Annotated in this window: 9 protein-coding genes; 2 read left to right on the top strand and 7 right to left on the bottom strand. The window is 39.2% G+C overall.

Annotated features, from left to right (window positions below; genetic code table 11):
• Window positions 1-3: 3 nt before the first annotated feature.
• The 3 genes from ACOKFD_RS01370 to ACOKFD_RS01360 all read right to left on the bottom strand — a co-directional run bounded on the left by ACOKFD_RS01370 (window position 4) and on the right by ACOKFD_RS01360 (window position 3,567).
• The gene (locus tag ACOKFD_RS01370) at window positions 4-1,326 is read right to left on the bottom strand and encodes a 4Fe-4S dicluster domain-containing protein (RefSeq protein ID WP_422859614.1); all 1,323 of its coding nucleotides are present in this window, start codon (window positions 1,324-1,326) and stop codon (window positions 4-6) included.
• Between the two features lie 3 nt (window positions 1,327-1,329).
• Entirely contained in the window at window positions 1,330-2,295 is a 966-nt protein-coding gene (locus tag ACOKFD_RS01365) for an MlaD family protein (protein ID WP_422859613.1), read from the bottom strand.
• A 69-nt stretch (window positions 2,296-2,364) separates the two neighbouring features.
• Window positions 2,365-3,567, bottom strand: a complete 1,203-nt coding sequence (locus ACOKFD_RS01360) for an N-acetylmuramoyl-L-alanine amidase family protein (RefSeq protein WP_422859612.1) — start codon at window positions 3,565-3,567, stop codon at window positions 2,365-2,367.
• A gap of 130 nt (window positions 3,568-3,697) precedes the next feature.
• Between ACOKFD_RS01360 and ACOKFD_RS01355 the strand changes: the two genes are divergently transcribed.
• Together ACOKFD_RS01355 and ACOKFD_RS01350 are read left to right on the top strand one after the other, a co-directional pair.
• Complete coding sequence (locus tag ACOKFD_RS01355) at window positions 3,698-6,379, top strand: putative LPS assembly protein LptD (protein WP_422859611.1); 2,682 nt, start codon at window positions 3,698-3,700, stop codon at window positions 6,377-6,379.
• Window positions 6,380-6,409: 30 nt separating this feature from the next.
• On the top strand, window positions 6,410-6,790 hold the full coding sequence (locus ACOKFD_RS01350) for a Rid family detoxifying hydrolase (RefSeq protein ID WP_422859610.1): 381 nt from the start codon (window positions 6,410-6,412) through the stop codon (window positions 6,788-6,790).
• Here ACOKFD_RS01350 and ACOKFD_RS01345 read toward each other — a convergent pair.
• The 4 genes from ACOKFD_RS01345 to ACOKFD_RS01330 all read right to left on the bottom strand — a co-directional run bounded on the left by ACOKFD_RS01345 (window position 6,783) and on the right by ACOKFD_RS01330 (window position 14,277).
• Window positions 6,783-7,634, bottom strand: a complete 852-nt coding sequence (locus tag ACOKFD_RS01345) for an N-acetylglucosamine kinase (protein WP_298998186.1) — start codon at window positions 7,632-7,634, stop codon at window positions 6,783-6,785. The two genes, ACOKFD_RS01350 and ACOKFD_RS01345, sit on opposite strands and share 8 nt — an antisense overlap.
• Before the next feature lie 77 nt (window positions 7,635-7,711).
• Window positions 7,712-8,713, bottom strand: a complete 1,002-nt coding sequence (gene gap / locus ACOKFD_RS01340) for a type I glyceraldehyde-3-phosphate dehydrogenase (protein WP_422859609.1) — start codon at window positions 8,711-8,713, stop codon at window positions 7,712-7,714.
• Window positions 8,714-8,734: 21 nt separating this feature from the next.
• The gene (pfkA, locus tag ACOKFD_RS01335) at window positions 8,735-9,721 is read right to left on the bottom strand and encodes a 6-phosphofructokinase (RefSeq protein ID WP_422859608.1); all 987 of its coding nucleotides are present in this window, start codon (window positions 9,719-9,721) and stop codon (window positions 8,735-8,737) included.
• 131 nt (window positions 9,722-9,852) lie between these two features.
• Window positions 9,853-14,277, bottom strand: a complete 4,425-nt coding sequence (locus ACOKFD_RS01330; RefSeq protein WP_422859607.1) for a translocation/assembly module TamB domain-containing protein — start codon at window positions 14,275-14,277, stop codon at window positions 9,853-9,855.
• Window positions 14,278-14,297: the final 20 nt, after the last annotated feature.

The raw sequence follows: 14,297 nt of genomic DNA, 5'->3' as shown, positions 1-14,297 counted from the left end.
TTCTTATTCGTTTACCCAATTAAGACGGTCCATTTGATTATAAGGCCACGGAGCTCCATTATTTTCAATGTTGGACATCATGTTGTTTAGTTCCATGGGGGCAGCAGACTGCTCCATTACCAGATAGCGGCGCATTTCCACTATGATGGATAAAGGATCAATGCCTACCGGGCATGCTTCAACACAGGCGTTGCAGGTTGTACAGGCCCATAATTCTTCTTTACTTATATAATCGTCCAACAACTGTTTGCCATCTGGGACAAACTCTCCATTATTGGCATCCATATTCTTGCCTACCTCTTCCAATCTATCCCGCGTATCCATCATAATTTTACGGGGAGATAGTTTTTTACCAGTTTGGTTAGCGGGACATTCTGATGTACACCTACCACATTCGGTACAGGTATAGGCGTTTAACAATTGTACCCAGTTTAAATCCATAACATCTGAAGCTCCAAACTTCTCTGGTTCAGCTTCTGAATCATCCGTTGCGGCAAAAGGGTCAGCCGAGGGGTCCATCATCAATTTCACCTCTTTAGTCACGGCTTCCACGTTGGAAAAAGCTCCCTGAGGTTTTACCCTGCCGTAATATGTGTTTGGAAAAGCCAATAGAATATGGAGGTGCTTGGAATAATAGAGATAGTTCAAAAATGCAAGAATACCCAAGATATGCAACCACCAAGCTGTTCTCTCAATTAGAATTAGGCTGGAAATGGAAAGTCCATCGAATAAACCTGCTATATATTGACTTACCGGAAAAGCCCCAGCTTCAACATAATGCGGAGCCCCCAGTTGTTGCAATTGAAAATCTGCAGCATTCATTGTTAGGAACAAGGCCATTAAAACCAATTCTATATATAAAATTAGATTTCCATCTTTTTTGGGCCATCCTTCCATTTCCGGTTTGATAAAACGCTTCAATTTGATGGCATTCCTTCTTATCCAAAAAGCGACAACGGCAACTATCACCAAAAAAGCGAGAATCTCAAAGGAGCCAATTAAAATATCATAAACCGTACCTAGCGGAGCAAATATTCGGTGGGTACCCAGAAGGCCATCAATAATGATTTCCAAGACTTCAATATTGATGATAATAAAACCAACATATACTATGATGTGGAGAAGACCTGCAATAGGTCGAACCACCATTTTGGTTTGGCCCAAAGCAATACGGGTCATGTTTTTCCAACGTTGTGGCTTGTTATCACTAACATCCACATCCCTACCCAATTTGATGTTTCGAGATAGTTTTTTGACGTTTTTGGTGAAAAATCCAATTCCGGCAATCAGTGCCAGAGCAAACAGTATGTTTGGAATGTATTCCATGTATTAATTTTGATTTTGGGCGGCTGGGTCGTTCTCTGGAAGTTCGTATTCCTTTTGCTTTTTTCCAAATACCGAGACATTAACATAGCGTTTTGGATTCAGTCTGAAATCTTGAAGCAAAAGGTCCAATTCTTTAGAGGCATCTGCCAAATTGTTGTATAGTTCTTCATCGTGGGCCAATTTACCCAAAGAACCCTCTCCTTTTTCAATTTTACCCAATACCTTGTTCAAACGGCTTACGGTAATCTGAAAATTCGAAACGGTCTCTGCCAATCCGGCACTTGCCAAAGAATCCGATAGTTTGGAAAAGTTTGTGGTAATATTGTCCACGTTCTTCAATGAGTTATCCAATTGGTCTTGATTTTCTTCCAAAAGTTTGTTCAGTTTATCTGCACTACCCTTAAAAGAGATTATGAGTTCACTAAGACCTGCAATCCCTCTTTGCAGTTCCATTTTGGTAGGTTCGTCCAAAAGTGTGTTCACATTCATTAGAAGCGAATCTGCATGGGAAACAGCTCCCTCCACCTTAAGTTGTAATGGGGTCAACTTTTGTTGTACGAGTTCTGTAATACCGGGTCGAGTTGAAGTAACCAATGTATCCCCAGATTGCGCATTTCGTCCTCCATCAAAGATTGGATTTATCTGGATTCCCTTACCGCCGATAATTCCAGTATCATAGAGTTCTGCCTTACTGTTCTTTGAGAATTCAAAGTTACTGTTGATGGACAGTGTAACCAACAGTTTTCCCGAGTTATCCTTAAACCGGACATTATTCACATTGCCTACGGTCAGACCATTGATTGTAACTTGGGTTCCAGGCTGGAGCCCTCCAACGTGATCATAAACCGCATAAAGAATGCGTGAATTTTCAAAAAGTGAAGAGGATTTTAGGTAACTCAATCCAAAAACAAAGGCGACTATACCCGTAAGCACAATAAACCCAGTTTTAATCTCTCTGGATAGTTTCAAAAGATTCTTTTTTCTGTTCCAAACAAAATTAGGAATAATTTTAGGAAGGAGGCAAGCCTTTCCGATGCGCTACTTTAGAGCTTCTTTGAGCGGTACCCTTGTACCTTTTTTATAGGCCACAATGTAAGAAGTAGTATACCCCTTGGCATCAGCCTGGCTCTTAAGGCGTTTAGCCTCATCATATGTCTTTGCGTTCCCATACATGTATCTGAACAGATTTTTGAACGGTTCTTTGGAAAGGTCATCCAACCCTTTAAAGTTAGTCTTGGTCAAAGGAAGATTACGGGAGCTTGCCATCAGTTGTACCTTAAAAACAAAGTCATCCGAAGTTTTTGTTGTATTTGACTTTTTATCTGGAGTAACATCGGGTTCTACTTTAGTTTTTACAACCTCCACCACTTTTTCTTTAATTTCTTCCTTAGCTGGAATTTCTTCGCTAACCTGAGGGGTGTTAACAGGTTTGTTTTCGAGAAGGGTTTCTTCTTCTATCCCATTATTCAAATCCTCTTTGTAAGCTACTATCGCATCAGCAATGGCTTTACCCATTTGGGTCTGCCCTTTGGATGAATTGAGATAACTCCCTTCATTCTTATTGGTCAAAAAGCCAGCCTCGATTAACACACTAGGCATAAAGGTTTGATGCAACACGATGAAACCTGCCTGTTTTACCTTTCTATCTTTTCTTTTAAGCTTTACTGTAAAATTATCCTGTAACTTCTTACCCAATAATATACTTTGCTGTAGAAATTCTTCCTGCATAATGGTCAATCCGATAACCGATTCGGGGGAATTGATGTCATATTGCGCATAGCGCTGTTCATAGTCATCTTCCAAGTAAATTACCGAGTTCTCTTTTTTGGCCACCTCAAAATTCTGTCTGTTGGCATGTAGTCCCAAAACGAAAGTTCCAGCTCCATAAGCTTGTGAACTATGAGAATCGCAATGCACCGAAACAAACAAATCCGCATTTGCTTCGTTGGCAATTTTCCCTCTTACGTACAAATCCACAAAAGTGTCATCCTTTCTTGTGTAGATTACTTTGATATTGGGATTCTTTTCCAGTTCCTGCCCAGTTTTCAGGACAATCTGAAGTGCAATATCCTTTTCTAAATAGCCGTTACCCAGGTTCCCAGGATCATGACCTCCATGGCCCGCATCAAGAACAACAACAAATTTCTCCTTCTGAAGAACTTCGGTACTATTTTTGGTAAAAGAGCTTAAAGGGAACAAAAAGGGTAATAGAACTAAGAAAAATAACCTTTGTACAGACATAAGAACTCAAAAATTTTAGCATTCTGTTATGGTTAAAAATATTGTAATCCCCAAGTAACAGAAGAAAAAATATATGTAAGTTTGAGCCCAAAAACTAGGCCAAACTAGCACAAAAATAGGATTTATCACGTTGCAATCAAACAAACATCTTTTCTTATTCCTATTTGTTATCCTAGGCCTTTCGATGCATACCCATGCTCAGGAAGACCCAATAACACCACTACCCATCAAGGCCTTGCAGGATAGTATAGTGGCTCCTTTACTACCTCCCAATATCTTGAACGATTCCATTCCATTGGATTCTGTACAACCTGATTCTGTCCCAAAAAGTGAGGCGGCACTCTTGGATAAAATCAAGTACAAAGCCAAGGATTATGTAAAATTGAGCCAATCTGAGAACAAGATTTATTTGTATGATGAAGCCGAAATCTATTATCAAGATACAGAACTAAAAGCCGGAATCATTGTTTTGGATTATGTTGCGAATGAAGTATACGCCGGGCGGATAAAAGATTCTACAGGGACGTATTCGCAGTTCCCTTATTTCAAACAAGGAGGCAATGAGGTAAGGCCAGATTCCATTCGATTTAATTTTGATACGCAAAAGGCACTGATTTGGAATTCCAGAACAGAACAACAAGCAGGATTGGGTCAGCTGGGCAGTGATGCCATGAAGGTCTATGCTGAAATCACAAAGAAAGAAAATGATTCTGTGTATTTTTTGAGTGAAGGTAAGTTGACCACTTCAAAAGATACAGTCAATCCAGACTATTATATTCGGATTAGAAAAGCAAAGTTTGTCCCCAAAAAGAAAATCATCGCAGGATTTAGCAATATGTACATTGCAGATGTTCCTACGCCCATTGCGCTACCCTTTGCTTATTTTCCCCTTACCACTGGTAGAACTGCTGGTTTGATTTTCCCCACCTTTGGAAATGATCCGCAAAGAGGGTATTTCATCCAGAACGGAGGCTATTACTTCCCCTTTAACGATTATGTAGACCTAAGTGTCACAGGGGACTATTATACCAATGGAAGTTTTGGTTTTAGGGGACAATCCATATATACCAAACGATATAAGTTTCGAGGCAATATCAATTTCAGCTTTGAAAACCTGATTCAGAGCCAAAGAGGTTTTGATGATTTTAGTAGAACAAGCAATTACAATATACGAATACAGCACAGTCAAGACCCAAAGGCTAGTCCCAATTCAAGATTTTCGGCATCGGTAAATTTGGGAAGCAGCCAGTTTTTCACAAACTCTCTAAACCAGGTCAATCGAAATGACGTCCAGACAAATACTTTCGCTTCCTCTATCAGCTACTCTAAAACATTCCCTGCTTATCCATCGGTTAATGCAAGCGTTACTTTGAGTCATACGCAGAACTCCAGAACAGAACAAATCGTGATGTCCCTGCCAACCTTCCAGGCTAGTATGGAGCGTATTTTTCCTTTTGCGAAGCGAGATGGAATTAAAAAAGGAATCGTTCAAAATGTAAATTTTCAATATGATGTCAATGCGCAGAATACCATAACTACGGATGAGCAAAATTTTTCTTTTGATGATGCCAGAGTTGGTGCCAGACACAGAATTCCATTAGCAACTAATTTTAAGGTGGCCAAATACTTAAGTGTTTCTCTGAATGGAAATTATGAGGATGTATGGACCCTTGAAACCATAAATAGAAGGTTTGACGAAGACCTTCAGGAGACGGTTACAGATACCATAGCGGGATTTGACCGTTTTAACCGTTATAATTTGGGAGCGTCTATAGGTACAACCATTTACGGTACTTTTCCATTTAAAGAAGGAAAAAAAATACAAGCAATACGCCATGTGATGCGACCTTCCATCAGTTACAACTATGCCCCTTCATTTGAGCAGTTTTTTGAAACCTTTGTTGATGGAGATGGAGAAGAGGTTCAATTTACCCCATTTGAAACTAGTCTTTATGGAAGACCTTCACTAAATAGAAGCAATTCTATGAGCTTTTCTTTGCAAAACACACTGGAAGCCAAGGTTCGAGATAAAGATTCGACAGCAACAGAGCCCAAAAAGGTAAGCATATTGAGTAATCTAACCTTTACAACAAGCTATAATTTTGAGGCGGACTCTCTTAAGTTGAGTCCTATTAGCATGAATGGGGCCACAGAAATTATAAAGAATGTCCCGATAAACTTTGCGGCTACCTTTGACCCTTTCGCTATTGACAATAATGGAAGACGTATCAATACATTGAACATAAACAATGGCGGTGGACTTTTTCGCCTTACATCAGCAAGAATAAACACAGGATTCGCGTTGAACAGCGATATGTTTAAAAAGGGTGGAGCTAAAAAGAAAGATGAAGATTCTGAACAACAAGATCCTGGTTATGGAGACAATCCATTTGCTTTGGATGACAAAGCCAGAACCGGCGAAACGCTTTTTGAACGCGAGGAAGATGATGCCGGAAATGTGGAAAATCCAACGTATTCCAACAAAATACCTTGGGATGCTCGCTTAACCTATGTTGCTACATACAATAATAACAATCGCCAAAGAGAGCTTACCAATCATTCCTTGATGTTTTCGGGCAACATTAAACTCACACCCAAATGGGAAGTAGGTTTTAATTCAGGATATGATATTAGAAACAAAGGATTTACGGATACCCGATTTATTTTTAACAGGGACTTGGACAGTTTCAGAATAAGTTTTGATTGGACACCTTTTGGACAGTTTGAACGATGGTATTTCTTTATAGGAATTAAGAGTTCCATCCTCAGCGACCTTAAATGGGAAAATAGAAGCCAACCTTTCCGAAGATAAAAGTATCTTTAATCAAAATAAGTTTTTAGTATGAAGACGATTATCAATACGCCTAAAGCACCTGCTCCTATTGGACCCTACAACCAAGCCGTGCTAATTAAGGATACTCTTTTTATTTCGGGTCAAATTCCAATTGATCCCGCAACAGGTAATTTGGTTGAAGGCGATATTCAGGCTGAAACCAAGCAGTCCATGGAGAATTTAAAGGCCATCTTGGAGGAAGCGGGAATGACCTTTGAGCATGTAGTGAAAACCTCAATTTTCATTAAGGACATGTATCAATTTGCAGAAATCAATAAAGCGTATGGGGCTTATTTTAATCCAGATACTGCACCAGCCAGGGAAACAGTTGAAGTGGCAAATCTCCCAGCATTCGTAAACGTGGAAATATCCATGATTGCCATTAAATAGTTTGCTTATGGAATTCCATTAGACCTTCAATTGGTCTTCTGCGGATAACCCCTAAAATCAAGTCATTGCGTTCCAGAACCGTGGTCAATTCATCTTTTAGAAAGTGGGCTATACTTCCTACAAAATGGATGGGCACTTTAGTGGCCAATTCAAATTGCATGATGTAGTTGTTGACAAATTGCTGAAAGCCCTTATCAATTACTCCTTTGCAATATGGGTGTTCTTTGTTCTCTATAATGAAACGGGCAAATGTGGCTAGATAGGTATTTGGGTTGGGTTGCTTATATAAATGATCTTTTATTACATCTGCGTCCAGGTTATAATCTTTGGCAAAACGAATTCCCAAATCCTGAGGCATTTTATGAAAGTAGTAGTCCCTTAGGAGTTTACGGCCAAAGAAGTTACCGCTACCATCGTCCATAAGTATATAACCTAAAGAAGTTACCTTTTGAAACAGTTGATGACCGTCATAGTAGCTACAATTAGAACCTGTCCCTAAAATGCAGACAATCCCTTGATGCCCAATTTTAGTGGTCGAATAGATTGCAGCGTAAGTATCTTCCCGAACTTCTGATTTGGCATTGGGAAAGAAATCCTTGAAAATTTCCTTAAGGAACTTCTTCATGCGGTCGGTGCCGCAGCCCGCTCCATAAAAGTATAACTGACTAACCTGCTCCCTGTTTTGGGATAAATCAAAATTGTTGGCCAGCCGATCTTCTATCACCTCTCTTGAAAGAACCTCTGGGCTCAGTCCCAAGGTTTGTGTTAGAAAAAGTTCTTCACCTTTTTCATCAAGAGCAATCCAATCAGATTTGGTAGCCCCGCTGTCAACAATCAGAATCATACGTTGGTTTTTAGGTTAAACTATAAGGGTGCCGATAACACCAGCACCCTCGAATATTATTTATGTAAGATACAGAATTATAGTTGGGCAACGTGCTCAGCCAAGTCCACCAATTTATTGGAATAACCCGCTTCATTATCGTACCAGGAAACTACCTTGAAAAACTTTGAATTCAACTCGATACCTGCCCCAGCATCAAAAATGCTCGTTCTAGCATCTCCAACAAAATCTTGGGAAACCACAGGTTCTTCGGTATAGCCCAATATGCCTTTCAATTCATTTTCTGAAGCTGCTTTGAATACTTTTTTAATCTCATCGTAAGAGGTATCCTTTTCCAACTTCACTGTTAGGTCAACCACAGAAACATCTGAGGTAGGCACTCTAAATGCCATACCTGTAAGTTTACCCTCTAGAGCAGGGATAACCTTGGTTACAGCTTTCGCAGCACCTGTTGATGCAGGTATAATGTTCAAAAGAGCACCACGGCCTCCTCGATAGTCTTTCTTGGATGGTCCATCAACAGTCATTTGAGTTGCCGTTGTGGCATGCACTGTAGTCATCAATCCTTCTTCAATACCAAAAGTGTCGTCCAATACTTTGGCCAACGGCGCTAAGCAGTTTGTAGTACATGAGGCATTGGAAACAATTGTATCCGATGCTTTTACCTCATCATGGTTCACACCCATTACAAACATAGGTGCATCTTTGGATGGTGCAGAGATTACAACTTTCTTGGCCCCACCATCAATGTGGTATTGTGCTGTTTCCAGTGTAGTGAAAATTCCAGTACATTCAGCAACGATATCGGCCCCTACTTCGTCCCATTTTAAATTTTTTGGGTCTCTTTCAGCGGTCACACGAACCGTTTTTCCGTTAACAACCAAATGGCCATCTTTTACTTCTACTGTTCCATCAAATCTTCCGTGTACCGAATCATATTCCAATAAATATGCAAGGTGTTCCACATCCAACAAATCGTTGATGGCAACAACATCAACATTATCCCTTTTTACCGTGGCTCTGAATACCAATCGGCCTATTCTACCAAATCCGTTGATTCCTATTTTTAAATTTGCCATTTCTTCTTGTTTAGTTTTTAATTATGTAGTCATTATGTCTGAAACTCGTATGAGTTCTTTGTCTATTTCTGTATGAGCCTTAATTGCCTCACTAATTGGGGTAAGTATCAATTTGGTGTCCCGTATTCCCACCATGTAGTTTGATTTTCCTTCAAGTAAGCTCTCTACTGCCTTTACTCCCATTCTACTGGCCAGCACCCTGTCAAAGCAAGTAGGGTTTCCGCCTCGTTGCATATGCCCAAGAACAGATACCCTAACATCGTAAATGGGCAGATGTTCTTCTACATATTCCTTGAGTTCAAAAACATTCTTACCTGTTTTATCGCCTTCCGCAACAATAACAATACTCGAGGATTTTCCAGATTTCTTACTTCGCTTTAAGGAATCCAACAATCTTTCAAGACCTAAATTTTGTTCTGGAATGAGAATCTCTTCGGCACCGGCTCCAACTCCAGCGTTAAGGGCTATGTGCCCAACATCCCTACCCATAACTTCTATAAAGAAAAGTCGATTGTGCGAGCTTGCTGTATCCCTAATCTTATCGATTGCGCCTACAACGGTATTTATGGCCGTATCAAAACCTATGGTATAGCTTGAACCTAAAATATCGTTGTCAATTGTTCCTGGAATTCCTAAAACTGGAAAATTAAATTCCTCATTCAAGGCCAAAGCACCTGCAAAGCTGCCATTACCGCCTATAACCACCAAGGCATCAATACCCTCGGCCACCAATTGCTCATGTGCTTTCTTCCTGCCTTCTGGAGTACGAAAATCATCACAACGTGCAGATTTAAGTATGGTTCCCCCTTTATTGATGATATTGTTTACGCTACGGGCATCCATTGGTTTAAAGTCCCCTTCAATCATCCCTTGATACCCTCTATAAATACCCACACATTCCAATTTTAGATATGCGCAAGTACGTACAACAGAGCGTATAGCGGCATTCATTCCAGGTGAGTCTCCCCCAGATGTAAACACGCCTATTTTTTTAATTTCTGAAGCCATTGAACACTTTAAGATGCCAAAACTAGGAAACTTTATTTAATTAACGAATGAGATATTAACTAATTTGTAATCAACGTTTTTCGCAAACGTTTTCGTAGAATTATCAATGAAAATATGAGAAAAAATCAAGATTAATTTGGTGATCTCTTGGCGGTACTGTTTTTAGGTTTGAAACGAATCAAACTATCTTTCCCCATGATTTCCGTTGACTGAATTGGAGGTGATTTTTCCTCTTTTTTCTCCTTCTTTTGAAAAATCTTTCGCATTAAGTCTTTGAAGTTATTGAAATCGACTTGGTACGAAAGCCCCAATCCCTGTGTATATCCCTGCCGTTCTGCAAAAAACTGTTGGATTTGATTTTCTCGATTAAAAATCTTTGCGCTGAGCGTTCCTTCTTCATTTAGCAAAACCTGTACCTCTACATCTCCGGCAACAACAGTTTCCGACACACCCCCGACCGGGACTCCCAATCTGCCATTTACCAGTACCCTATCCGAAATTTTTGTTGAGACGGTAACTCCAATGCGGTTTTCGGTTTGAATATCCGCTTCAGGGTTAAGCAATCCTTGTTCATAAGATAGACCAAAATTCAATTTATCGTTTTCACCTGCCAATATTTGATTCAACAAGCCTGACGCTGTTTGAATAAGGTTTCCTGTAACCAATTGTTGGTTGAGTCCACCTGATTGGTCGTCTACAAAAGTTCCTTGCGCCATTAGGAAAAAAGCATTTCGTTCTTTTACTGTTGGATCTTGGAGTCTATATTCCAATTCGGATTGAACCACAGAATTGGTTCCAGGGAAATCAATATCAAAACTAATGTTCGGGTTCTCCAGTTCTCCATCCAACCTTACCACTACTTCGGTCGGTATTCTTCCGTTGAATCCTTGGTTGTCCAATAGAGGTGCTGGATTGGCATTAAGGGCATATACTGCCTCCAAATTTAGTTGCGCCGCTAAAGGGTCTCGCTCCCAAAGAATGGTTCCTCCAGGGCGTACTTGGAATGTTTTGTCTATTACACCTCCATATCTAAAATTGTACTCTCCAGTAACCGCAACAAATTCTCCATACATATTGAATTTACCATTTGTGTTGATTTCAATCAGTAAAATTCCTTCACCAGTTCCTTTAAGTGAACTCCCTGTATTCTGGTCAACAACGATTTCAACCTCGGCATCTGGTGTTACTGCCAAATCAAAGGCCATTTCCAAACCTTCATAATCCTTTAGCACACGTTCCTCCTTAAATGTTTCCGTGCCCTTTTTTTCAATAAAATTAATGAACGAATAATCGCCAACTGAGGTTACGTCGCTAAGTGGTATTTTCAAAGATGTACCTGGGCCAGTGGTTGCATCAACTGAAATGGTAAGTCCTTCCGTAGGTCCATAAATACTACCGGTACCATTAATGAAACCTGTTCCGTAGTATAAGGCTTCTTCATTAAATTCGGTATTCAGTATCATAAACCGGTCGTTCCTAGTATCCACATCCAAATCCAAAGACCAGTCTCCAAAAGCTGTGTGGTTAATCGTACCATCCAAGGTTGCCGTAGTACCCTCCGCAACATCAGAAAGACCAATATTTTCAAAATAAAAGGTTTGATCAAAAAGGCGGACTTGGGAAAATGGAGCAAAATCATAATCCACATTTAGGTAAGGTATACCTAAGCCAGCTTCATTAAGCGTTAAATTACCACTAATTGAAGGGTTTTCGGCTTTGCCTATCACTTTTACGTTTCCGCTTATTTTTCCCCTAATATTAGAAATAACATCTTCACCTAAAGGACTGAACGGTTCCATTTCAAAATCGGTAAAATTAGCAGTAAGTTCCAGTCGTGTGTCTTTATTTTTATTGGTAATCTTTCCATTGATGGACATTTTCTCCCTTCCATTATCATCCAACCAAGTACTAATACCAAATTGGGTAAGGTCATTGTTTCCAAATATTCCAATTTCCAAATCACCAAGCCTTGAATCGTTTACACTTAAATTATCAATATTTAGACTGGATGTTGGCAAGTACTTCCCTTCTTTTTGAAGAATGTTCAAGAAACCATTAACGGTTCCATCCAATTTTAAACTATCCACTTTAGGTGTAATTTTATTCAATGACACTATTTTGAACTGTAGGTCCAAATCTTTATAGGTGGAATCTGCCAGCTCCCCACGTAACCTTATCTGTTCTTCATTTTCGTTGTCCATGACCAAATCTTCTATCCAAATACTGTCCAAGGTCCTATTTAAGATTACTTTATTTTTGGTATTGCCCTCTTTATTCAATACCCAAGTGTTTCCTTTGAAGTTCATTTCTGACTTCTTCAGTCCAATTACAGATTTGTTTTCTTGGTTGAACGTATGGTAAAAATTTAAGTTATAGCTATCATCCAAACCCCGGCCCCCTTTAAACTCTGTTCTAAAGAACAAAGTATCTTTTAGGGTTGTATTAATCAGATTGAAATCCTTCACATCATAATATAAAGTTGCCATATCTTCTACCGAAAGGAAAGTATTAAATAAGGGGTTTTTGTTGTCAATCTTCAATTCCAGATTGTCAAACTCATTCCCATAGGCCTTAATATTTGGTGATTTAAAAGTGAGTTTAAAATCCCCTTCATCGGCAACAATATCACCCCTGATGTAGGTATTGGCATCAAACGAGACCTCCGGAAAGAAAACATCAACTATTTTATTGTATATCTTGAAGTTGAAACTTAATTCTTGGCCTTCTGAAATCTCAAAGGGTCGATAGTTTGTGTAAATGCTGCCAACAGAATTTTGAACCAACTTTCCTATTTCCTCAACCTTAAACCTTCCTTTTACATAACCTGTAATGATATCAGGAGAATTAATTTCTACTGTCCTTACGGTATCTGCATCAAAAGAGGACAAAACTGAAAAATCTTCGAAATAATAGGTCTCGTTTTTGTTTTGATAAGTTGTGTTTGAGAAACGTACTTGTCCTATAATGTTGTCCAACGTATTACCTTCTATATCCATGTTCAGATTTCCTTTGAATATGGATACACTGTCATTGATAAAATTCAGACGCTTCAGGTCTGCATGATCTACAGAAGCTATAAAATTGAATTTATTGGCCCCGTCCCCAAAATCAGCTAATCCTTTAAAATCAAACTTGAAATTCTCATCACTACTTAGTAAGGAACCATCAAAAAGTTCTTCCTTTAGTATTCCTGATACTTTGAGTCCGTTATATTCATAACCATTGAATTCCAATTTGTATACCTCACCTATTACTTCCGTATTGAGGTACTCAGAAATGAATCCTTTCCCTTCAACATTGACATCCATGCTCGCCAATCCCAACTTCTCGTCCTCAACAAATGTTCCCAAATCAAAATCAATGAGGGAAATGAATCCTATATAAGAAGCATCGTCAATAGTTTGAATGTTGGTCATTTGCAAATCGGTGTAACTGCTACCAATGGCTGTATTCAGGTTTACTTTAACATCTAAAGATGTCTCAGTTACCTCGGCGTTTCCCCGAATGGTAAATTGCCCTAGCTTTTGAAATGACGAAGGGATGCTCTTTCCTAAAATATCTGGCAGCAGTGACCTAAGTTGGTAATAACTGGAGGTTAGGTTATCAATATCTCCATTTAGCACAAATGGAGCAGTTTCGCTGAAAAGGTTCTGAAATACAAAATCTCCTCGTATGCCAGTATTCTCAGATCTTAAAAACAAGTCTTCTACTTCCAAATTATTGAGGAAGCCACTTATTTTTGATGAAAATGAGACCATTTTATTGCTCCCAAACTCATTGTAAAATGTGTTGATTTCATTTAAAGCCACAGTGGATTCTGTAAACTCTGCCGTAATCTTAACCTTGTCCAAAAACTCCGAAAAATCCTCTCGGTTGTAGTCGAATACTAGATTACCCATGAGCTGGGATTGTTCGGTTTTGATTTCCAATGCATCAAACCGCATTTGCTGTTTGGTGTATTTAAAATTAGTGGACAATTGTTCTAAACGGATTCCCCGTTTACTGTCCATGGCCAATTCATTGATTGTTATTGTAACCTCAGGGCCCAAAATCTGGAAATCACTGGCATCAATCTCGAGATTGAAGAAATTCAAGGTTTCTTGTTTTTCCAAGTTCTCATCCACCAATTTGAATTTACCTTCAGAAATTTGGATTTCATCCGAAGACATAAAAAAAGGTGGAGTTCCAGGTGCTCTTGGCTTACCATCATCTAGTTTTGCTACGAAAACGTCCAGATTAGTATCGTCTTCACCCTTATAGGTTTTCAAATTAAAAACTACCCCATCCAATTCCATGTCGCCAAATTCCAAACTTCCATTGGACATGTTTCGAAGGTTAAGAATAGAAGTAGAAAGTTTTTGAATATAGGCTAGTGTATCCTTTTTATGGTCCTCAACATAAATTCCTTTGAGTCCTGCATTTAGACTGAAAAGGGAAAGACTCAATCTATCTATGGAAATATTGGTACCAAACTCCTCATTTAAGGACTTGGTAGCATATTGACCTAGTCTGGTTTGCACCGCGGGTAAGGAAAGTATCAATGAAGCCAATACCATTATCAACAGAATGGATAATA

It is taken from the genome of Flagellimonas ulvae (assembly GCF_049333175.1).
In the GTDB taxonomy this organism is placed as follows: domain Bacteria; phylum Bacteroidota; class Bacteroidia; order Flavobacteriales; family Flavobacteriaceae; genus Flagellimonas.
The sequence above is the reverse complement of the archived record's forward strand: the minus strand, read 5'-3'. Positions and strand labels throughout refer to the sequence as shown.